Annotated in this window: 25 protein-coding genes; 18 read left to right on the top strand and 7 right to left on the bottom strand. The window is 27.9% G+C overall.

The genetic code is table 11. From position 1 onward, the window contains the following. The first annotated feature begins 4 nt into the window (after positions 1-4). The 8 genes from HZY83_RS03455 to HZY83_RS03420 all read left to right on the top strand — a co-directional run bounded on the left by HZY83_RS03455 (position 5) and on the right by HZY83_RS03420 (position 5,010). Complete coding sequence (locus HZY83_RS03455) at positions 5-445, top strand: transcriptional regulator GutM (RefSeq protein WP_179942683.1); 441 nt, start codon at positions 5-7, stop codon at positions 443-445. A gap of 18 nt (positions 446-463) precedes the next feature. Continuing rightward, positions 464-1,012 (top strand): PTS glucitol/sorbitol transporter subunit IIC, encoded by a 549-nt coding sequence (srlA, locus tag HZY83_RS03450; RefSeq protein ID WP_179942682.1) that lies wholly within the window; start codon positions 464-466, stop codon positions 1,010-1,012. Positions 1,013-1,027: 15 nt separating this feature from the next. Beyond that, positions 1,028-2,032, top strand: coding sequence for a PTS glucitol/sorbitol transporter subunit IIB (gene srlE, locus HZY83_RS03445; protein WP_179942681.1), 1,005 nt, complete (start codon positions 1,028-1,030; stop codon positions 2,030-2,032). Positions 2,033-2,050: 18 nt separating this feature from the next. Continuing rightward, positions 2,051-2,404, top strand: coding sequence for a PTS glucitol/sorbitol transporter subunit IIA (locus HZY83_RS03440; RefSeq protein WP_179942680.1), 354 nt, complete (start codon positions 2,051-2,053; stop codon positions 2,402-2,404). Between the two features lie 11 nt (positions 2,405-2,415). Continuing rightward, complete coding sequence (locus HZY83_RS03435; RefSeq protein WP_179942679.1) at positions 2,416-3,216, top strand: SDR family oxidoreductase; 801 nt, start codon at positions 2,416-2,418, stop codon at positions 3,214-3,216. 162 nt (positions 3,217-3,378) lie between these two features. Beyond that, positions 3,379-4,035: an HAD family hydrolase gene (locus tag HZY83_RS03430; protein ID WP_179942678.1), complete on the top strand. Its 657-nt coding sequence runs from the start codon at positions 3,379-3,381 to the stop codon at positions 4,033-4,035. A 1-nt stretch (position 4,036) separates the two neighbouring features. Further along, positions 4,037-4,711 (top strand): transaldolase family protein, encoded by a 675-nt coding sequence (locus HZY83_RS03425; protein WP_179942677.1) that lies wholly within the window; start codon positions 4,037-4,039, stop codon positions 4,709-4,711. Positions 4,712-4,764: 53 nt separating this feature from the next. Further along, on the top strand, positions 4,765-5,010 hold the full coding sequence (locus HZY83_RS03420) for a hypothetical protein (protein WP_179942676.1): 246 nt from the start codon (positions 4,765-4,767) through the stop codon (positions 5,008-5,010). Positions 5,011-5,087: 77 nt separating this feature from the next. On the opposite strand, the gene HZY83_RS03415 is transcribed toward HZY83_RS03420, so the two are convergent. Together HZY83_RS03415 and HZY83_RS03410 are read right to left on the bottom strand one after the other, a co-directional pair. Next, positions 5,088-5,237, bottom strand: a complete 150-nt coding sequence (locus HZY83_RS03415; protein WP_179942675.1) for an LPXTG cell wall anchor domain-containing protein — start codon at positions 5,235-5,237, stop codon at positions 5,088-5,090. 105 nt (positions 5,238-5,342) lie between these two features. Then, the gene (locus HZY83_RS03410; RefSeq protein ID WP_179942674.1) at positions 5,343-5,924 is read right to left on the bottom strand and encodes a hypothetical protein; all 582 of its coding nucleotides are present in this window, start codon (positions 5,922-5,924) and stop codon (positions 5,343-5,345) included. A gap of 218 nt (positions 5,925-6,142) precedes the next feature. On the opposite strand from HZY83_RS03410, the gene HZY83_RS03405 reads away from it, so the two are divergent. The 8 genes from HZY83_RS03405 (at position 6,143) to ppdK (ending at position 13,542) form a co-directional block, all read left to right on the top strand. Beyond that, positions 6,143-6,685 (top strand): DUF402 domain-containing protein, encoded by a 543-nt coding sequence (locus tag HZY83_RS03405; protein WP_179942673.1) that lies wholly within the window; start codon positions 6,143-6,145, stop codon positions 6,683-6,685. A gap of 7 nt (positions 6,686-6,692) precedes the next feature. After that, positions 6,693-7,505 (top strand): NAD kinase, encoded by an 813-nt coding sequence (locus tag HZY83_RS03400; protein ID WP_179942672.1) that lies wholly within the window; start codon positions 6,693-6,695, stop codon positions 7,503-7,505. Beyond that, entirely contained in the window at positions 7,498-8,370 is an 873-nt protein-coding gene (locus HZY83_RS03395) for an RluA family pseudouridine synthase (protein WP_179942671.1), read from the top strand. Before HZY83_RS03400 ends, HZY83_RS03395 begins: the two co-directional genes overlap by 8 nt. 36 nt (positions 8,371-8,406) lie before the next feature. After that, positions 8,407-8,721 carry a metal-sulfur cluster assembly factor gene (locus HZY83_RS03390; protein WP_179942670.1) on the top strand — a complete coding sequence of 105 codons (315 nt, stop codon included), beginning with the start codon at positions 8,407-8,409 and terminating at the stop codon, positions 8,719-8,721. Positions 8,722-8,814: 93 nt separating this feature from the next. Next, entirely contained in the window at positions 8,815-9,321 is a 507-nt protein-coding gene (locus HZY83_RS03385; protein ID WP_179942669.1) for a methylated-DNA--[protein]-cysteine S-methyltransferase, read from the top strand. 121 nt (positions 9,322-9,442) lie between these two features. Then, on the top strand, positions 9,443-10,060 hold the full coding sequence (locus HZY83_RS03380; protein ID WP_179942668.1) for a CBS domain-containing protein: 618 nt from the start codon (positions 9,443-9,445) through the stop codon (positions 10,058-10,060). A 1-nt stretch (position 10,061) separates the two neighbouring features. After that, positions 10,062-10,883: a pyruvate, water dikinase regulatory protein gene (locus HZY83_RS03375; RefSeq protein WP_179942667.1), complete on the top strand. Its 822-nt coding sequence runs from the start codon at positions 10,062-10,064 to the stop codon at positions 10,881-10,883. Positions 10,884-10,923: 40 nt separating this feature from the next. Continuing rightward, complete coding sequence (ppdK, locus tag HZY83_RS03370; protein WP_179942666.1) at positions 10,924-13,542, top strand: pyruvate, phosphate dikinase; 2,619 nt, start codon at positions 10,924-10,926, stop codon at positions 13,540-13,542. Between the two features lie 79 nt (positions 13,543-13,621). Here ppdK and HZY83_RS03365 read toward each other — a convergent pair whose 3' ends face one another. From HZY83_RS03365 to HZY83_RS03355, 3 genes are read right to left on the bottom strand one after another with little or no spacing between them, the layout of a single operon-like run. Next, the gene (locus tag HZY83_RS03365; protein WP_179942665.1) at positions 13,622-14,137 is read right to left on the bottom strand and encodes an HdeD family acid-resistance protein; all 516 of its coding nucleotides are present in this window, start codon (positions 14,135-14,137) and stop codon (positions 13,622-13,624) included. Positions 14,138-14,193: 56 nt separating this feature from the next. Next, complete coding sequence (locus tag HZY83_RS03360; RefSeq protein WP_179942664.1) at positions 14,194-15,408, bottom strand: chloride channel protein; 1,215 nt, start codon at positions 15,406-15,408, stop codon at positions 14,194-14,196. Between the two features lie 42 nt (positions 15,409-15,450). Then, positions 15,451-16,185, bottom strand: coding sequence for an HAD family hydrolase (locus HZY83_RS03355; protein WP_179942663.1), 735 nt, complete (start codon positions 16,183-16,185; stop codon positions 15,451-15,453). A 150-nt stretch (positions 16,186-16,335) separates the two neighbouring features. Here HZY83_RS03355 and HZY83_RS03350 point away from each other — a divergent pair, with 150 nt between their 5' ends. Together HZY83_RS03350 and HZY83_RS03345 are read left to right on the top strand one after the other, a co-directional pair. Then, positions 16,336-18,072: an ABC transporter ATP-binding protein gene (locus HZY83_RS03350; RefSeq protein WP_179942662.1), complete on the top strand. Its 1,737-nt coding sequence runs from the start codon at positions 16,336-16,338 to the stop codon at positions 18,070-18,072. Positions 18,073-18,080: 8 nt separating this feature from the next. Beyond that, the gene (locus tag HZY83_RS03345; protein WP_179942661.1) at positions 18,081-19,850 is read left to right on the top strand and encodes an ABC transporter ATP-binding protein; all 1,770 of its coding nucleotides are present in this window, start codon (positions 18,081-18,083) and stop codon (positions 19,848-19,850) included. Positions 19,851-19,909: 59 nt separating this feature from the next. Here HZY83_RS03345 and def read toward each other — a convergent pair whose 3' ends face one another. Beyond that, entirely contained in the window at positions 19,910-20,464 is a 555-nt protein-coding gene (gene def / locus HZY83_RS03340) for a peptide deformylase (protein ID WP_179942660.1), read from the bottom strand. Positions 20,465-20,578: 114 nt separating this feature from the next. Next, positions 20,579-21,016, bottom strand: a 438-nt coding sequence (locus HZY83_RS03335; RefSeq protein ID WP_179942659.1) for a DUF1307 domain-containing protein, incomplete at its 5' end; no start/stop codon positions are given.

The raw sequence follows: 21,016 nt of genomic DNA, 5'->3' as shown, positions 1-21,016 counted from the left end.
ACGTATGAATATTTTAGCTGTAGGATTAATAATATTATTAGCATTTGTTTTGCAATATTTCTTTAGTTATATACAAATGCAAAATTTCACAAAAAATTATAGAAAACTGCGTTCAAAAGGTCGAGTAGTTATTGGTCGAAAGAAAGGTTTGGCAAGGGCAGGAGCAATAGTTATGCTCGCTATAGATTCTAATGATAAAGTGTTGGAAGGATATGCAATGCAAGGAGTAACTGTGTTAGCCAGATTTAAGAAATTTGACTACTTCAATGGAATTAAAGTAGGAACTATTAATGTTAGAGATTGCAAGGCAATTAATTTGTCTAAATCTTTGACTAGTGCAGTGTTGGATGGGGTTTTGAACTTCAAAACAGTTTCAAGAGGAGAAGAAATTCCTATCCCAGATAGCCCATTAGTTAAGTTAACAAAAAAATTAAAATTAATATAAATCAAAGGAGGATATTTTATGGATTATATAGTTCATTTAGCATCAGGATTTACTTCATTATTCGATGAAGGAGGAAAGGTATTTGTAAGTTGGGTAACAGGTATTATACCTAAAGTTTTACTACTTTTAGTTTTTATGAATGCATTAATTGCTTTTATAGGACCGCAAAGAGTTGATAACTTTGCTAAAATTTGTTCAAAAAATGTTATTTTAGCGTATGGAATTTTACCGTTTTTATCTGCGTTTATGCTAGGTAACCCTATGGCACTTTCTATGGGTAAATTTTTACCAGAACGTATGAAGCCTAGTTACTATGCATCAGCATCTTACCATTGTCATACTAATAGTGGTATATTTCCACACATTAATGTTGGAGAAATATTTATATATTTAGGTATAGCAAATGGTATTCAACAATTAGGTCTTAATGTTACGTCATTGGGTCTTAGATATTTGCTTGTAGGATTAGTTATGAACTTTTTTGCAGGTTGGGTAACAGATTTTACAACAAAAATAGTTATGAAACAACAAGGTATTACTTTGAGTAATGAAGTACACTCTAAATAATAGGAGGCGAATAATATGGAATATGGTAGTATAAGAATAGAAAAAGGTAGCGGAGGTTTTGGAGGACCTTTGGTAGTAGCACCTAAAAAAGGAAAAGATGTTCTTCTGTATATAACAGGTGGGGGAGCAGAGCCAGAGATTGTTGAGAAGATAGTAAGTCTTACTGGTTGTCAAGCAGTAAATGGTTTTAAAACGTCTGTATCAGATGACGAAATATTTTTGGCGATTATAGATTGCGGAGGAACTTTACGCTGTGGAATTTATCCGCAAAAAAGAATACCTACAATTAATATAATGCCAGTCGGACCAAGTGGACCACTAGCTAAATTTATAAAAGAAGATATTTATGTATCAGCAGTAGGTTTAGATCAAATTAGTTCAGTAGATAGTGTGGAAAATGAAATTCCTACAAAAGAAAATGTTGATAATGAAGAACGCAAATTTAAATATAGTGCAGATAAAAAAGTTTCTCAAACTTTAGCAGAAAATTCTAAATCATCAATTATTCAAAAAGTAGGAATGGGAGCTGGAAAAGTTGTTAATACGTTATATCAATCAGCAAGAGATGCTGTACAATCAATGATAACAACAATTTTACCTTTTATGGCGTTTGTAGCTATGCTTATAGGTATAATTCAAGGTTCAGGTTTTGGTAATTGGTTTGCCAAACTTCTTACTCCGTTAGCAGGTAATATTTATGGTCTTGTTATTTTAGGATTTGTTTGTTCAATACCTGTTTTATCAGCTTTATTAGGGCCAGGTGCTGTTATTGCTCAAATAATAGGTACTTTGATTGGTGTGGAAATAGGAAAAGGTAATATACCACCTGGTTTAGCATTGCCAGCACTTTTTGCAATTAATACGCAATGTGCTTGTGATTTTATTCCTGTAGGATTGGGATTAGCAGAAGCAGAACCAGAAACTGTAGAAGTAGGGGTTGTATCTGTTCTGTACTCTAGATTTATAATTGGAGTGCCTAGAGTAATTGCAGCTTGGCTAGCAAGTTTTGGATTATATTAATTTTATAGAGGTTTTAGTATGATAGTATATGAGAATAGTGTAAAAGGAAAGGGAGCATTAGTAGGGGAGTTTGGCAACAAAATGTTGATAACATTTGGAGATAGTGCACCAGATACTTTGAAAGATTATTGCTACAGCATAGATGTGAAAAATACTGTAGAAAAAATAGAAGTAGGACAGAAATTAATTATAGATGATGAAGTTTTTGAAATAATGTTGGTTGGAGATATTGCAGAACAAAATTTAATTACATTAGGGCATATAACTATAAACTTTACAGGAGAAACTGAAGTTTTACCAGGTTCTATTGTTGTTGAGAATAAGCCGTGTCCTAATATTAATATAGGAACTGTAATTAAAATAGAGAAGTAGAGGTAGAAATAATGGCTAATTGGTTAAACTTAGAAGGAAAAACTGTTATTGTAACCGGAGGAGTATCAGGAATAGGAAAAGCTGTAGTTAATGAATTTTTGAATCAAGGTTGTAATGTTGTTGTCAGTGATATAGTTGAAGAAAAATCAGAAAATCCTAAATTACTATACTTTAAGTGTGATATAAGTAATAGGGAAGAAGTTGAAAATATGGTTAACTTCACTGTTGATAACTTTGGAACAGTAGATGTTCTAATAAACAATGCAGGAATAAATATACCTACTTTATTAGTAGATAAAGATAATCCAAAAGGGAAGTATGAATTGAACGATAGTATCTATAATAGAGTAATGGATATAAATGTTAGAGGTGTTTATTTGGCAGCTCAAGCAGTAGGAAGAATATTTGTTGAAAAAGGTTCAGGAGTAATGGTAAATATGTCTTCAGAGTCTGGACTAGAAGGATCTGAGGGACAAAGTATTTATGCAGCTAGTAAAAATGCTATAAATTCCTTTACTAGATCGTGGGCTAAAGAATTAGGAAAATATGGAGTAAGAGTTGTAGGTGTTGCTCCAGGAATACTAGAAGCAACAGGATTAAGAACACTTGCATACGAAGAGGCTTTAGCCTATACAAGAAATATTACAGTTGATAAATTAAGAGAAGGGTACACTAATACCAAAACAACTCCTTTAGGAAGAGATGGTAAACTACAAGAAGTAGCAGATTTAGTAGCGTATATTTCTAGTGATAGAGCTAGTTATATACATGGAGTTACTTATAATGTAGCTGGTGGAAAAACTAGAGGGTAATATTTCTAGAATTTAATTAAAGTATGAAGTATATTTTTAAATATATACTTTATACTTTAATATTTGTTTTTATTTTTTATATTGTAATATAGTGATATAATTTAATAAGTAATATTAACAAAACACTATTATTATATTTTATAATTTGAAGGAGAAATTGTTATGATTAAAGCTGTATTATTTGATATGGATGGTTTGATGTTCGATACAGAAAGTTTATCTACTAATGCATTTATAGAAATGGCTAAAAAGCAAGGTTATAATATGACAAGAGAAGAGACCCATTTAGTGTTAGGATTTAAGAAAGAGGCTATTTATGATTTTTATGAGAATTATTTTTCTAATAAAAATATAGATGGTAGAAAATTAGTAGATGATCATTATAATAAAATAGAAGAAGTATTATTCACTATAGGACCGGATAAAATGCCATATTTAGAAGAATTATTAATTTATTTAAAAGATAATAATTATAAAATTGCAGTAGCTTCTTCTTCAGATTTAGAACATATTAATAATAATCTAAAAAAAAATGAATTAGAAGGTTACATAGATGTAATCGCTAGTGGAGAAGAAGTAATAAAAGGAAAACCTGCTCCTGATATTTTCTTGTTAGCATCAGAAAGATTGAATATTTCACCGAGTAATTGTTTGGTTTTGGAAGATTCAAAATTCGGTATTCAAGCAGCATATACTGCTAATATGAAATCTATAATGATTCCAGATTCTATACAACCCGATGAAGATACTAAGTTAAAAGCTACTAAAATTCTGGACAATTTGGGAGAAGTAATAGAATTTTTAAATAAGGAGAATTAATATGACAAAAATTTTAGTTGATAGTGCAGATATAAATGCGATAAAAAATATATCTCGTTATTACAATATAGCCGGAATAACTACAAATCCTACAATATTATCAAAACTTGATATAGATTTGAGAGAACAATTCAAAAAAATAAAAAATTTTATAGGGGATACTTATGAGATTCATATTCAAACTACAGAAGAAGATGTAGATAAGATTGTTTTCGAAGCAGAACGTTTAAGAGAATATTTTGGTGAACTATTTTTTATAAAAATTCCTATTAGCCAAAAAGGGCTAGAAGCTGCGAAAGAATGTAGAAAAAGAAATATTGGTGTTACAATGACTGCTATTTTTACTACTTTACAAGTAGTGGCAGCAGAGAAAGCAGGAGTAAACTACGTAGCTCCTTACGTAAATAGAATGGAAAATATTGGAGCAGATTCTTTAGTTATATTGAATGAAATGAAAAGTGTTTTGGAAGGAACAAATACCAATATTTTGGCTGCTAGCTTTAAAAATCAAAAACAAGTAAATGATGCTATAGTATTAGGGGTAGGTTCAATTACTATAGATGATAAATTGTTGGTGGATAGTATTTGGCATCCTTATACAGATAAATCTATTTTAGATTTTAAAAAAGATTGGGAGTCTAAATTTAATAATAGAAAGGTAGTTGATTACTTATAAATAGCTGGAGTGTAATTTACTTAATTGTAATTTTTCTAGGATTAATTTCTCTTGTGTTATTATTGATGGGAAAATTAATACCAAGAGAAACAAAAGAAAAATTGAAACCCAATGATTCGACAATGTATAGAAACAATTTAATAAAAACTTCTATATGTTTTGTCTTAACTGGAATATTATTTTTTGTTCAAAATTATTTTTCTATAACTAATTTATTAATTTATGTTCCTATAATAATAATTTCTTGGTACGCTGTAAGGCAATTAATTAAGAATATCAATATATTGAATGAAAAATAGATTTTTAGTATTGAAAATTTATAAAAAATAACTCCACTTGTCTAAACGAAGTGGAGTTATTTTTTATACTATTCTTGTTATTGTTTATCAGTATCTTCTTTTTCTTTTTTCTTTTTCCATATCAATAGTAAAGCTATCAAAGCTAGTAGTCCCAATCCTATGTAAAGACCATTGTTTTTAATTATTTCACCAGTTTGTGGCAAAGTATCTACTGTTAGTAAGTCCAATCTTTACACCCCCTATAATTATTTGATGTATTCTTGTAATATCTTAAATTTTTAATTTACTATAACAAATTAAAAAGAGAACTCTATATGTTTTAGAATATTTATTTATTCACCTTTATTATTTTCGTTTGTGATATTTTCTTTAACTTCTGTTAATTTTTCATCAGCATTAGCTTTAAAATTTTCTATTTTTTCTGATACAGAATCTTCTTCGATAATTTCTTTTAAATCTTCTGCTTTATCTCCGATGTTCGCTACTTTTTCTTTAATACTAGAAACGTAGTTGTTTATTGTAGGAGTGATTTCTTCTTTAATGACTCTTGTCGCATCAGTTAGATTAGCTTTTAGTTCTAGGCTTTTTTCTCTAACATCTTTAGCGTTATTTTTTATAACAGATGAATCACTAGCTATTTGTTTTCCTAAGTCAATAGTGTCTCCAACTTTTTGGCTAACGTAATCTGCTCCTTTTTTTGTAACTTTTTTCAAATCATCTGTTAGGTACTCTGCTGAAGCAGCAACTCCATTTTCTTTAGTATAATTCCACATACATTTAGAGTACGATATAGATGAATCTAATTTTTCTTTTAATATTTCTTTATGCTCATCAACTTTTTTAGGATTATCTAAATAGTATTTAACAGCGTATGCTCCTAATCCTACTAAAATAATTTTTGTTAATTTTCCCATTGTTATACCTCTCTTTTTAAATAATTAAACTAATTATAACATAGATGAATTAAAAAGAACACAAAATTATCCTATTATTAGTTATATATTTTCATATGATTTTATATAAAATATAATTTAACATTTTTATTTTTTGGATATTTTGCAACAAACTTAATATAAAATATGATATAATGGTAAAGGTTGATTAATTTTGGGAATTTATGAAAGGAGAGCGTATGTATAGAGATAATATTAAGCCGCAAAAGGGTGATATTGTAAAAATAATTGCTTATAAACATGATGGTTCTCTGCATAGAGTTTGGCATAAAAATACAGTTTTAGAAGCTAACGATCAAGTTGTTATATTAGCTAATAATAAAACTTCTGTTACAGAGCATGACGGTAGAACGTGGGTAACAAAAGAAATGGCATTAGTGTATTTTCATGCAGAATGTTGGTTTAATATAGTATGTATGTTTAGAGAAGATGGACTACATTACTATTGTAACCTAGGTTCTCCCTTTGCTTTTGATATTGATGGTATAAAGTATATAGATTATGATTTAGATATAAAAAAATATCCAGACGGAAAATATTTTTTACTAGATGAAGATGAATATAATTTACATAAAAATAAGTATGGATATAGTGATACCCTAGATAAAATATTAAGATATAATGTAGGAAAATTACAGAATTGGATAGATAACAATTTAGGTCCTTTTTCTGAAGAATTTATTAATATATGGGTAGAACATTATAATAAAATAATAAAATAGGAGAAATATGTTAAAAGGAAAATTTTCTTTTGTAGTTAAGGAAGATGAAGTATCAATAAAAATATATAAAGAAGTCAAAGATTTCTTGATTTATCACAATTTGAAAGAATGCAATAATAAACCGGACTATATTATAGTTATAGGAGGAGATGGTACAGTTCTAAGTGCTTTTAGAAAATATCTTGATATAGTCAATGATGTAAAGTTTATTACTATTCATACAGGACATTTAGGTTTTTATACTGACTATCAAGTAAAAAATTATAAAAATATATTTGAAGATATATTGAATAGAGCGCCTCAAGTAGAAAGTTATCCGTTACTAGCTGTAGAAGCTTATTGTACACAAGGAAATATGTTGACAAAAAATTATGCATTGAATGAAATAACATTTAATAATTCTATGGGCTCAACATATGTTGCAGAAGTGTATATAAATGATGAACATTTTGAAAATTTTAGAGGAGATGGTATTTGTATAAGTACTCCTACAGGATCTACAGCTTACAATAAAAGTTTAGGTGGTGCAGTTATTCATCCTAAAATGGATATATTCCAAGTTACAGAGATAGCTGCACTAAACAATTTGGTTTATAGAACTTTAGGTAATCCAGTAATATTATCTAAGGACGAAGTGTTAACGATAAAACCTAAAAATCAAGTAAATAATAATAGGTTAAGTATAGATCAATCATATTATAGTAATGAATCACTTTCAAAGATTAAAATAACATTATCCAAAACAAAGAAAATATCATTTTTAAGATATAACAATGTTAGTTTTTGGAAAAGAGTAAAGAGGTCATTTATAGGTGAATAATATAATATTGAAATTTGATATTTATAAAGAGGCGTTACTAAGAGATTTTTTAGTAGAGAACAATATTTCAAGAAAGACATTAACTAGAATAAAATTTGATGCTGATGGTAGTATAAAAGTAAATGGAAAAGAAGAAAATGTAAGGTATAAACTATCTTTAGGTGATGTTGTCGAAGTTGCGCTTCCTAGTGAAAATTTTAGTGATAATGTACGCTTTATAAATAGTAAAATTAATATAATTTTTGAAGATGATTACTTCTTAATAGTTGATAAACCTAAAAATTTACCGACTATACCTTCTAGAAATAGTAGCTATGAATCACTGCTTGAACGAGTTAATTATTACTTTCAAGCACATAATTATAATACTATTCCTCATATAGTTACTAGACTTGACAAAGATACTACGGGTTTGGTACTTATAGCCAAGCATAGACATATTCATGCATTATTTAGTAAAGATAATATATATAAATATTATTTAGCTGTTGTTAATGGAGAAGTTAAAGAAAATCAAATTATAGAATCTAATATTGCTAGAGAATCTGACAGTATAATAAAAAGAAAGGTGAGTTCAGAAGGACTTTATTCTAAAACTAAATTATCAGTTATAGAATATTATAAGAAAATAGATGCAACATTGATAAAATTGAAACTTTATACAGGTAGAACGCATCAAATTAGAGTACATTGCAGTCATATAGGACATTCTTTGTTAGGGGATAAACTTTATGGAGGAGAAGATATCTTTATAGATAGACAGGCTTTGCATTGCTATAATTTATCTTTTTGTCATCCTATAACAAAAGAACGATTGAATTTTATTAGCGATTTACCAGAAGATATAAACAATATATTAGATTAATACAGTAGATTCTAAAGAAAGGAGAAGTATTATCAAATGGCAGAATTAAAAGATAGAGTTATAGAAGCGTTAGAGACAGTTATTGATCCTGAATTAGGTATAGATATAGTAAATTTGGGATTAGTTTATGATGTTAAAATGAATGATGAAGGTCATGCAATAGTAGAAATGACTTTAACTTCTATGGGGTGCCCAGTTGCTCCATTAATTATAGAGCAGGTAGAAATGGCTATGCTAACTGTTGAAGAAGTTAATGAAGTAGATGTAGAATTAATTTGGGATCCTCCTTGGACTAAAGATAAAATGTCACGTTATGCTAAAATAGCGTTAGGAATAGTAGATTACGATTAGTATATAAGGGTTTAACTAGATATATTTAATGTTAATTATAGATCAATTAATGTTAAAAATTTAGTTAACCCTTAAATTTTTTAGGAGAATAATATGAATGTTTATTATGACGTATTAATTGAAGATAAATACAAATATTTTATTTCTTGTACAAATAAAGGATTAGTTTATGTAGATATCTTAAAATTAGATGAAAATTTAATTTATTTAAAATCACTGTGTCCTAAAGGAGATATAATAAAATCTAAAGATAAATTGAGTTTTTATAAAGAGCAATTAAGAGATTATTTCTTAGGAAATCTTACAAATTTTAATTTTCCTATGGACTTGTATGGGACAGATTTTCAAAAAGAAGTATGGAAAATCTTAGCAGACATTAATTATGGAAAAACTGTTACTTATACAGATATTGCAACTATGTTAGGAAGAAAAAATTCTGTTCGAGCAGTTGCTACTGCTATAGGAAAAAATCCTTTATCTATATTTTTACCTTGTCATAGAGTTATTGGTAAAGATGGGAAGTTACGTGGTTATATAGGCGGTCTTGAAAGAAAGAGAGAATTATTAGATTTAGAAGAACAAACAATTAATATGCATTAATAAATTAATTCATCATAATAAATATATTATCGATAAAATAAATGCAACATAATCAATAAATTATGTTGCATTTATTTTTGTTATGTTGTATAATTTCATTAGTGACGAAAAGGAGGAAGTGATGGAACTTTCTAATAGAGAAAAGAAAATTATAAAAATTGTTAAAAATTATGAGCCTATAACTGGCGATGATATAGCAAAAGAACTATCTTTAAGTAAGTCTACAATTAGAACAGAATTATCAATATTAGTAAAGTTAGGAATATTGGAATCTAAAACAAATGTAGGATATTTTTACAACAGTGCTTTTTTAGATAATAATAAATATGATGTATTAAAAGATACAAAAGTAGAGGAAGTTATGGGACTACCTATTACATCGAAAATTACAGATAGTATATCTGAGGTAGTATCTAGACTGTTTCTACATGATGTTGGTACTGTATTTATTTTAGATAGCAGTAATAATTTAGTAGGAGTAGTATCTAGAAAAGATATGTTGAAAATGTTAGTGGCTAACAATAGTAACAGTCTTCCGGTAGCTATGGCAATGACTAGAGTGCCTAATGTTATTTATATAACTACTGGAGAAACTTTGACTGATGCACTTAGAAAAATTATAACGCATGAAATAGATTGCTTACCTGTAATTAGTCACGAAGAAGGATCAAAAAAAGTTTTAGGTAGAATATCAAAAACAACAATTACTAGATTTTTGTTGGATATATTGGAGGAGTAACATGATAAATATTTACGTACTGTCAGATTCTTTAGGGAATACGGCAACAGATGTAGTTAGAGCAGGTCTTGCTCAATTTGATTGCAATAAAGATGAGTACAAAGTAATAAAAATTCCTGGAATAGCAACTAAAGAAGATATTGATGAAGTTTTTGAAAGAATACAAAACAAAGATATAATAGTGCAAACTATAGTAGAAAAGAAATTGTCTGATTATACTAAGAATCTTGCAGAAGAAAATAATATTGTTGTAATAGATATTTTAACTAAGCTGTTGCAAACTTTAGAGAATAAATTAGAAAAGAAAATTAAAAATAGACCAGGTGAAATTAGAAAATTAGGAGAGAGCTATTTTAGAAGAGTAGATGCTCTTGAGTTTGCTGTTAGATATGATGATGGTAAAGATTTAAATGGTTTATTAGAAGCGGATATAGTGATATTAGGGGTATCAAGAACTTCTAAAACACCATTAAGTATGTATTTAGCTAATAAGAATATAAAAGTTATGAATTTGCCTTTGGTACCAGAAGTTAATTTGCCTAAGGAGATATATGAGATAGATAATAGAAAAATCATAGGATTAACTACATCTATCGAACATCTTAACGGAGTTCGAGAAGAAAGAATGAAAGCTTTAGGAGTAAGTAGTCAGAATAGTTATTCAACAGAGCTTAGAATTTTTGAAGAATTAGAATATGCCGATAGCATTATGAAAAAGCTAAATTGTCCTGTAATTAATGTGGAGAACAAAGCTATAGAAGAAACAGCAGAAATTATTATTGATATTATAAAAGAACGTGGAATTAATATAACTAATATTTAAGTCATTAATTAATATAAAAAATAAAAAGGGGATTAACAATATGACAACAAAATATGTCTACAATTTTAAAGAAGGTAACAAAGATATGAAGAGTTTGCTAGGAGGAAAGGGTGCTAACCTAGCTGAGATGAGTTCTCTAGGAATAAGTGTTCCTCCAGGTTTTACTATCACCACAGAAAGTTGTAACGATTATTATGAAAATAATATGCGTATTAAACCGGAGATAATAAAACAGATTAATGAACAATTAGAAATTTTAGAAAAGGCTATGGGTAAAAAATTAGGGAGCTTAGAAAATCCTTTACTAGTATCAGTAAGAAGTGGAGCAGTATTTTCTATGCCGGGTATGATGGATACCATACTTAATCTAGGGTTAAATGATGAAACTACAATTGTGTTAGCTAAGAAAAATAATGACTATAAGTTTGCTTATGATAGTTATAGAAGATTTATCCAAATGTTTTCTGATGTAGTTATGGGAGTAGAAAAGTATAAATTTGAAGCTGTGTTGACACGTATTCGTAGCGAAAAAGGTTATGAGCAAGATAGTGATATGACTGCTGATGATTTATTTAAAGTAGTAGAAGAATTTAAGAAAATATATCTAAAGGAAGTAGGAAAACCATTCCCTAGTAATGTTCAAGAACAATTAATGCTAGCAGTAGAAGCGGTATTTAAGTCTTGGAATAACAACAGAGCAAAAGTATATCGTAGATTGAATGGAATAAGTGATAAATTAGGAACAGCTGTAAATATTCAGGCTATGGTTTTCGGTAACATGGGAGATAATTGTGGAACAGGTGTTTGTTTTAGTAGAAATCCATCTACTGGAGAAAATAAACTATTTGGAGAATATTTAATAAATGCACAAGGAGAAGATGTGGTAGCAGGAATAAGAACTCCAAAGCCAGTTTCGGTATTACAAGAAGAATTGCCAGCAATTTATGAAGAATTAGTATCACTTACTAAAATATTAGAAAATCATTATAAAGATATGCAAGATATCGAATTTACTATAGAGAATGAGAAATTGTACATTTTACAAACAAGAAATGGTAAGAGAACAGCTTTAGCCGCAGTAGAAATTGCAGCATCTCTAGTGGAAGAAGGAGTTTTAAGTAAAGAAGAAGCTTTACTACGTATCAATTCAGATGATATTAATCAACTTCTACACCCTACATTCGAACAAAAATCATTAAAAAAGGCTACATTATTAACACAAGGACTAGCAGCATCTCCAGGAGCAGCGACAGGAGCAATATATTTTACTGCCGAAGACGCTGTTAATGCAGCAACTAAAAAAGATGTAATATTAGTAAGAGAAGAAACTTCTCCAGAAGATATAGAAGGAATGGTAAGTTCGCAAGCTATAGTAACGTCAAGAGGAGGAATGACATCTCATGCTGCTGTTGTAGCTAGAGGAATGGGTAAATGTTGTGTTTGTGGTTCTCAAAACATGATTATAGATTATGAAGAGAAAACTTTACGTGTAGGAGATGTTATTTTAAAAGAAGGAGAAATTATATCTGTAGATGGAAGTAGTGGTAAAGTATACTTAGGTAATATAGCTAAATCTGATTCATCATTTACAGATAGTTTCAAAAAAATAATATCTTGGGCAGATGAAATAAGAGAATTAAAAATCTTTGTCAATGCTGATAACGAAAAAGATGCAAAAGTAGGATTTGATTTTGGAGCTGAAGGTGTAGGTTTATGTAGAACAGAGCATATGTTCTTTGAAGAAGATAGAATAAGTTTGGTTAGAAAAATGATATTATCAAACAATGAAAATGAGAGAAAATTACATTTAGATAAACTACAACCTATACAAAGTGAAGATTTTTATAGAATATTTAAAGAAGCACAAGGGAAATCTGTGAACATTCGTTTACTAGATCCACCTTTACACGAATTTTTACCGCATGATGAAAAAGCTATAATAACAATAGCTACTGAACTAGAAATTTCTGTAGATAAATTAAAAGAAAAAATTAAGAGTATTGCAGAGTTTAATCCTATGATGGGTCATAGAGGGTGCAGATTAGGTGTAACTTATCCAGAAATATATTTAATGCAAGCTAAAGCTATAGGTCAAGCAGCAATCCGTGCTAAAAAAGAAGGAATAGAAGTAAATGTAGAAGTTATGATTCCTTTAGTTGGTATAAGTGATGAATTGAAGTATCTGAAAAATCAGATAGAAGATTTACTAGAAAAAGATATACAATTATACAATCAACCATTTAATTATAAGATAGGAACTATGATAGAAATTCCAAGAGCATGTTTAGTTGCAGATGAAATAGCAAAATATGCAGAATTCTTTAGCTTTGGAACTAATGATTTAACACAGCTAACTTTCGGTTATTCACGTGATGATGCAGAGAAATTTATAGATATTTATAAGAAGAAAAATATATTAGAGGCTGATCCGTTTGTTAATTTAGATGGTAGCGGAGTTTTAGAACTTATGAAGATAGCTATAAATAAAGCAAAACAAACAAGACAAAATATAAAATTAGGAGTTTGTGGTGAGCATGGTGGAGATGAGAAGTCTATAGAGTTGGTAGGAAATATTGGTTTAGATTATGTTTCTTGCTCTCCTTATAGAGTATTAATAGCCAAACTAGCCGCTGCTAAAACAGCTATAAAAAATAAATAATTTTTAGTTAACTTTCAAAGTATTGTAAAAAATTTATTATAAAAAAGATAGTTACAATTATGTAACTATCTTTTAAATTTTATTTTCTTATTGCGTCCATAAATAATACTACACCTTGATATAAGAAAGATATAGCAATAATATAAGCTATAGTAAGGCTAGCTGCTAATGGATTAAAAAATACACAAATCCCTAGTAAAGAGCTTAGAATGCCAGTCCATATAAGTAAATTACTTAAATTAGGTAGTTTACTTCTAATCTTAAATGCACGAACTAAACGAATAATTCCATACACAATTAGCCAAATTCCTATTATTTTAGGAACTACAAGTGGTAAAGTAATAAATGAACCTGATAATAAAGAAATTCCTACTATAATACCAATTATTCCAGAAAATAATAGCCAATTATCACGATTTTCTTTTTTAAAATTTAAATAAGAAATAATTTCTGATATACCTCCAACAAGAATACCAAATGATAACATCCAACTAAGGCTTAATAAGTTCACAGTAGGATTTACTATTAAATATATTGCTAATATAATTTGTAAAATACCAGCAATAATATAAAGCCATTTTTCTGATTGTTTCATAAATAAACCTCTTTTCATAAAATTTCAATAAATTATAACAAATTTAAAAATTTAAGTCAATTATAAATTAGGAAATTTTTTATTTTAGTTTTTACAAATCTCTTAATTGTGATAGCTAATCCTCCGAAGACAATAATAACAGGTAGTGCATTTATAGGAAAGAATAGTGATATTACAATTAATGCTACTATGTCTTGTTTACTAACAGTTATTAAAAAAGTAGTTGCTATTATTGATATCATAACAGTTGAGTTAGCTTCTGGGAAAATAACTGACCACGCATATCCTTGTAAAAATGCAGAGAACATTAATGGAAAAATATCTCCACCTTTCCATCCGGTATTTAGACAAATCGATAGAAATAATAATTTAATAATTGCTGATAAAAATAAAAATATAGCACTTAATTGTAATGCCATATCAACAACTAAATTCATAGTATGCTGTCCAGAGAATAGTAAATTATGGGCAAAAGTTGCTATTAAAAATATTACTATTCCTCCAAGTATAATTTTTTGATTAATTGTATAAGAAGAGTTTATAAATTTTTCTATTTGTTTATTTACTACTGTATATAGAAATCCTGTAATTATAACGACAGGAACTATAGGTAAAGCATAGGGGATAGTTTTTATAACATTATCTATATTTCCTATTTTAGTTATAAATCCAGGAGCATTTACTAGATTGCTAAGGAGTAAATATATAATAATTCCATTTATTATCAACAGTACACTTAGTAATTTTTCTCTCTTTAATGTATTTTGTGTTGTTTTGGAATTTAGATATTTTGTAGGGTGAAACAATATTTCTAATTTTCTGTTTAAATTAATATCTATAAAATTTTCATAATTTTGAAAAATATAGCGTGCTTTATCAGCTTGCCAAATTGACATTCCGTATAAAATTCCCATTAAAGTAGCTTCTGGTCCTACTCCAGCACCAACAACTAAGACTACCAATGCCGAAATTGTATTTTGTATTATGTTATAATTTCCGATACTACCATTATTTTTGAAATTATTATCTACTTCGTGATGATTTTGAGGGACGTCACCATAACGTTTTTTAATAAAAAGTAAAAAGATAGTGCCTATAAAAATCAATACGAAGTTATATAGTATATTATATGTGTTAATTTTATCTTTTAGAGTGTACCAAAGAAAATGTGTTAAAGTAGCTTCTACTCTAAGAAATAGGAATGCAAATAATCCTATTATTGAACTATACATAATACTTATTAATAAAATATTTAATTGTTTATATTTCATTTTTTCTCCTAATAAATGATTAAATTGTAATATTAATAAATTTTATACTTTAATTGTTTTTACATCGGGCGATAGGTTATAAATTACATCTTTTCGTTCGATAATTATATTAACTTTGTTAGATAATTCGCTGTTATTTTTGATGTTATCTAGTAGTTCTTTACTAGGGTTTATTGCAACAGGATTACCAACTTTGCTAAGCATTCTATAATCACCTTGAGTATCTCCGTAGGCAAAAGATTTTTCTAAATCTATATTATATTTTAGTACCAATTTATCAATCATTTTATTTTTACTTTCTGAATCCCACATAGGAATTACTTCCCCAGTAAATTTATCATTTTCCATTATGTATGTACTACCTACACTTAGAAACACTCCATGTTTTTCTCCCATTTTTTCAACTAGAAAATCGGGACTTCCAGAAATGAAAAATACTAAATGATTTTTCTCTTTATGTTCTTTTATAATATTTCTAGTATATTTGTATACTCTATCTGATTTTAATTGAATAACTTTTTTTGCAACAAAATCTAATTCATCTTTTGTTAGACCTTTTATAGCTTCTTGATATCTTGTAGATAGTTTAAAAAGGTAATTATCGTAATCATCTTCTCTTTTATCCCAACTATTATAAAGATGTCTAATATCATTTATCCAAATTTTTTCGTCTAATATTTCATAACGTATAAGTTTTTTGAAATGTTCAGTCATCAATGAATCTCTGTATAAAGTTCCATCTATATCAAAAAACGCTGCTATTTTTTGATTTGTCATTAATAACATCATCTCCTTTCAAATGCATTTTGAATAATGTTATCATAATTTTATGAAAAGTACAATTTTTTAAAGATTTCAAATAAATTTTAACAATATATATTAACTATGTTATAATTATATTTAATATATTTGAGAAGGAGGTCTAGTATGTATTTAATAAAGAAGTTAAGCTGGTTTTTGAAGAAAGAAAAAAAGGCTTATATAACAGCGATATTATCTCTAATATTAGTTAGTATTTTAAATTTGATTCCACCAAAAATTATAGGTACGGTAATAGATAGTGTTACAGAAAAACAATTGACTAATAGTGATTTATTAGTTAATGTACTTGTTTTGTTAGTAGCTTCAATATCTATGTACATTTTACGTTATATTTGGAGAGTTAACTTGTTTGGAGCAGCAAATAGACTACAAAGAATATTACGTTATAATTTATTTGAACATTTTACTAAAATGCCACCTTCTTTTTATCAAAAATATCGTACAGGGGATTTAATGGCACATGCGACTAATGATATAAATGCAGTAGGTCAAACTGCGGGAGCAGGAGTAATGTCTGCTGTTGATGCAACAATAACAGCTTTAGTAACATTAATTACCATGTTTTTTACAATTTCTTGGAAGTTAACTTTAGCTGTATTAATTCCGCTACCTTTTATGGTTTTTTGTATTAATAGATTAGGTAAAAAGTTGCATAATAGTTTTAAGGAGTCACAAGCAGCATTTTCCGAATTAAATAATAATGTTCAAGAAAGTATAGCAGGAGTTAGAGTAACAAAATCTTTTAATTACGGTGATGAAGCATACAATAAATTTAGAGAAACAAATAATAATTCTTATAAAAAGAATATGAAAACAATGAAATTAGATTTGTTATTTGATCCTACTATTATTATATTTATAGGAATATGTTACGTTATATCGTTAGTATTTGGAGGGTATCTAGTATATTCTAACGATATTACAATAGGATCTTTGGTTACTTTTATTACATATTTGGATATGCTAATTTGGCCTCTTCTTGCTATGGGATATTTATTTAATGTTATTCAAAGAGGTAATGCTTCATATGAACGTATAGAAAATATTTTGTCTGAAAAATCAGATATAGTAGAATCAAGTACACCAATAACAACTATTAATAATGGAAAGATAGTTTATAATATAAAAAACTTTTCTTATGATAATTCTACTACACTTCAAGATATTAAGTTTGAAATAGGTAAAGGAAAAACTCTAGGTATTGTAGGTCCTACAGGATCAGGAAAAACTACATTATTAAAATTATTGCTTAGAGAAAGAGACTTAGAAAATGGAGAGATTTTATTAAATACTAATAATATAAAAGAATATTTACTAAAAGATTTGCGTGGTTTAATAAGTTATGTACCGCAAGATCAAATACTATTTTCTACAACTATAAAAAACAATATAGCATTTTCTAATCCTAATAGTAGTAATGAGCAAATAATAAATGCAGCGAAACTAAGTTGTGTTTATGATGATATTAATGAAATGCCTAATGAATTTGATACTATAATAGGAGAAAGAGGTGTATCTCTTTCTGGTGGTCAAAAGCAAAGATTATCGATTAGTAGAGCTCTGATTAATGAATCTGAAATATTAATTTTAGATGATTCTTTGAGTGCAGTAGATGCTAAAACAGAAGATATTATATTAAACAATTTAAGAGAAATACGCAAAGATAAAACTACGATTATAACAGCACATAGATTAAGTGCAGTAGTTCATGCAGATTTAATTATAGTTATGAAAGATGGTACTATTGTAGAAAGAGGAACTCATGATGAACTAATAGAGAATGCAGGTTGGTATGCAGATACTTATAACAAACAACAAATAGAGAGTAGTTTTGAGGGGTGATTGATAATATGGTAGAAAAAAATAATACACCAACAGCAAAAGAGCAATGGAAAATATTTAAAAGATTAATTAAGTATACTAATAAATACAAAATATTATTAATTACAGCTTTAATATTTTTGTTTTTTAATACGATAGTAAGAGCCCTAATTCCTCAAGTAGCTAAAGAATTTATAGATAACTATATTGGCAACAATAATTTTAATCGTAATATCGTAATTTTTACGGTTATAGTATATTACTTATTATTTTTATTAGAAGCTATTTTCTATTATGTAGGAGGAATTAGTTTTGCAAAACTATCTTACGGAGTGATAAAGGATTTAAGGAATGAATCTTTTAGAAATGTTCAAAAATTAGGAATGAAATATTTTGATAACACATCATCTGGGAGTATTGTCTCAAGGCTAACTAATGATACGGAAAGTATTAGTAATATGTTTAGTTTAGTTTTTAGTAATTTTATTTCTGGAACATTTTTAATATTAGTTAGTTTATATTCTATTTTTATATTAGATGTTACGGTAGGATTTCTAACTCTATCTTTACTTCCTATAATATTTATCTTTATGTATTATTATAGGAAACTATCTGTAAAAGCGGTAGGAGGGATGAGAAGTAAACTAAGTTCTATTAATTCAAAGTTAGCCGAAAGTATAGAAGGTATGAGTATTATTCAATCTTTCAGGCAAGAGGATAGAATTATTGAGGATTTTGAGAAAACTAATAAAGAGTATTATACGTTATATTTAAAATATTTACGTGTAGATAGTTTACTTCTAAGACCGGCATTAGCTTTACTGAAGATGATAGCGTATATAATGTTACTTATGTATTTTGGCTTGCGTGGAGAAGTATTGGGTCTTACAGCAGGTACTATGTATGCTTTGATTCAGTATATAAATAGATTTTTTAATCCTATGATAGATTTGACTCAAAGTTTTTCTACTTTGCAAACTTCGGTAGTTTCAGCAGAAAGAATATTTAAACTTATTGACGAAAAAGATTATGAACCAATACAGTTAGACAAAAATTCAATTATAAAAGAAGGGAACATAGAGTTTAAAAATGTTTCGTTTAGTTATAATGGAGAGGTAGACGTTCTAAAAAATATTAGTTTTAAAGTTAATAAAGGTGAAACTATAGCTTTTGTAGGACATACGGGATCTGGAAAGTCTTCTATAATAAATCTTTTTATGAGATTTTACGAATTTGACAGGGGGGATATATTTATAGATAATGTTAATATAAAGGATTATAGTAGAGCAGAATTATTTAATAATATCGGTTTGGTATTGCAAGATCCATTTTTATATCACGGTAATATAGAAGATAATATAAGACTTTTTTCTAATAATATAACCTCAGAAGAAGTTGTTGAAGCGGCTAAATTTGTTGATGCTGATAGTTTTATTAGTAAATTGGATAATTCTTACAAACATAAAGTTACAGAAAGAGGATCAACATTTTCATCAGGTCAACGACAACTCATAGCTTTTGCTAGGACTATAGCTCATAAACCTAAAATATTAATTTTAGATGAGGCTACAGCTAATATAGATTCAGAGACAGAAGAATTAATTCAAAATTCTCTTAGAAAAATGAGAAAAGGTCGAACTACCATAGCTATAGCTCATAGATTGTCTACTATACAGGATGCTAATTGCATATATGTTCTTAATAAAGGGGAAATTGTAGAAAGTGGAACACACGAAGAGCTATTAGAGAAAAAAGGAATGTATTATAAAATGTATAGATTACAAACGGGTATGATGTAACAATTTAATAATAAAAAATAATACTTGGTAAAAAATACCAAGTATTATTTTTTATTAATTTACAATTTTTCATAATCTTCTGGAACATCAAAAGGATTTTCTTTGTTAATATGATCATAGAATAATATTCCATTTAAATGATCTATTTCATGTTGAAAACATATTGCAGGTAAACCTTTAAGATTTAGTGTGATTTTTTCGTCATTCTCATTAAAACCTACGACTTTTATTTTTGAATAACGAGGAACATATCCTTTTATTTCTTTATCTACTGATAAACAACCTTCACCACTTTCTAAATAGCATTTTGTAGTAGAGTGTGACATTATTTTAGGGTTGTATAAAGAATATGATACTGTATTTTCTGGATTTTCTTCATCTGGGATATGAACAGCAATCATACGTTTTGCGACGTTTATTTGAGGTGCTGCAAGTCCTATACCTGGTTTTAAATCATATTTTTCACAAAGTTCATCATCTTGTGATGCTATTACATATTCTAAAAGTTGTTTTAATATTTTTTTATCGTCCTCAGAAATAGGAGTTGATACTTCTTCAGCTCTTTTTCTAAGGGTATTATGTGGATCAATAATAATATTTTTTTTTGTTATCAAATTTATTCTCCTTAATCTTTTTATTTTATTGTAATATATAGTCACAAATAGTTCAACCAAATTAATAAAAACAACAAAAAATATATTTTTGTTGTTTTTATTAATTATTATTTATTATTTTTCTTTAAAGTTGTTCTTAATTAGCATTTCAGAAGTTTGCTTGAAGCTAACTTTCGTAGCATTTTCATCTCCTGAGAAACCAGCACCAACTATTTTCTTAGCTCTTAAATCTTTAAGACTTGCTTTAGAATAGTCAACTGATACGTCTTCTATAATTTTATCGTCTTTATATTCAACCTTTTGAGTTACACCTTCAATTCCTTGATAAGAAGCAGAAGCTTGCTCCATTTGCTTTTTCATAAATTCTTTTTGTTCTTCAGGGAATGAAGATAAATTTATTTCATTATGAGCAGTTTGTTTTGTTACTTCGTCATCTTTGTAGTAAATAGTTATCTCAATGCTAGTTGAAGGATTAGGATTTGAAACATATGTTTTACTTTGTTCTGAATTAGAACATCCTACAAGCATAACTATAGATAATAAAAATAATGA

This window comes from Gemella sp. GH3 (genome assembly GCF_013415425.1).
GTDB lineage: Bacteria > Bacillota > Bacilli > Staphylococcales > Gemellaceae > Gemelliphila.
Note: the sequence above shows the minus strand (reverse complement) of the source record. Positions and strands in the feature narration are given on the sequence as shown.

Bases quoted from the DNA above. Each gene is read 5' to 3' on its own strand.
- HZY83_RS03455 (WP_179942683.1), top strand. From the start codon at position 5: ATGAATATTTTAGCTGTAGGATTAATAATATTATTAGCATTTGTTTTG.
- srlA (WP_179942682.1), top strand. From the start codon at position 464: ATGGATTATATAGTTCATTTAGCATCAGGATTTACTTCATTATTCGAT.
- srlE (WP_179942681.1), top strand. From the start codon at position 1,028: ATGGAATATGGTAGTATAAGAATAGAAAAAGGTAGCGGAGGTTTTGGA.
- HZY83_RS03440 (WP_179942680.1), top strand. From the start codon at position 2,051: ATGATAGTATATGAGAATAGTGTAAAAGGAAAGGGAGCATTAGTAGGG.
- HZY83_RS03435 (WP_179942679.1), top strand. From the start codon at position 2,416: ATGGCTAATTGGTTAAACTTAGAAGGAAAAACTGTTATTGTAACCGGA.
- HZY83_RS03430 (WP_179942678.1), top strand. From the start codon at position 3,379: ATGATTAAAGCTGTATTATTTGATATGGATGGTTTGATGTTCGATACA.
- HZY83_RS03425 (WP_179942677.1), top strand. From the start codon at position 4,037: ATGACAAAAATTTTAGTTGATAGTGCAGATATAAATGCGATAAAAAAT.
- HZY83_RS03410 (WP_179942674.1), bottom strand. From the start codon at position 5,924: ATGGGAAAATTAACAAAAATTATTTTAGTAGGATTAGGAGCATACGCT.
- HZY83_RS03405 (WP_179942673.1), top strand. From the start codon at position 6,143: ATGTATAGAGATAATATTAAGCCGCAAAAGGGTGATATTGTAAAAATA.
- HZY83_RS03400 (WP_179942672.1), top strand. From the start codon at position 6,693: ATGTTAAAAGGAAAATTTTCTTTTGTAGTTAAGGAAGATGAAGTATCA.
- HZY83_RS03390 (WP_179942670.1), top strand. From the start codon at position 8,407: ATGGCAGAATTAAAAGATAGAGTTATAGAAGCGTTAGAGACAGTTATT.
- HZY83_RS03385 (WP_179942669.1), top strand. From the start codon at position 8,815: ATGAATGTTTATTATGACGTATTAATTGAAGATAAATACAAATATTTT.
- HZY83_RS03380 (WP_179942668.1), top strand. From the start codon at position 9,443: ATGGAACTTTCTAATAGAGAAAAGAAAATTATAAAAATTGTTAAAAAT.
- HZY83_RS03375 (WP_179942667.1), top strand. From the start codon at position 10,062: ATGATAAATATTTACGTACTGTCAGATTCTTTAGGGAATACGGCAACA.
- ppdK (WP_179942666.1), top strand. From the start codon at position 10,924: ATGACAACAAAATATGTCTACAATTTTAAAGAAGGTAACAAAGATATG.
- HZY83_RS03365 (WP_179942665.1), bottom strand. From the start codon at position 14,137: ATGAAACAATCAGAAAAATGGCTTTATATTATTGCTGGTATTTTACAA.
- HZY83_RS03360 (WP_179942664.1), bottom strand. From the start codon at position 15,408: ATGAAATATAAACAATTAAATATTTTATTAATAAGTATTATGTATAGT.
- HZY83_RS03355 (WP_179942663.1), bottom strand. From the start codon at position 16,185: ATGACAAATCAAAAAATAGCAGCGTTTTTTGATATAGATGGAACTTTA.
- HZY83_RS03350 (WP_179942662.1), top strand. From the start codon at position 16,336: ATGTATTTAATAAAGAAGTTAAGCTGGTTTTTGAAGAAAGAAAAAAAG.
- HZY83_RS03345 (WP_179942661.1), top strand. From the start codon at position 18,081: ATGGTAGAAAAAAATAATACACCAACAGCAAAAGAGCAATGGAAAATA.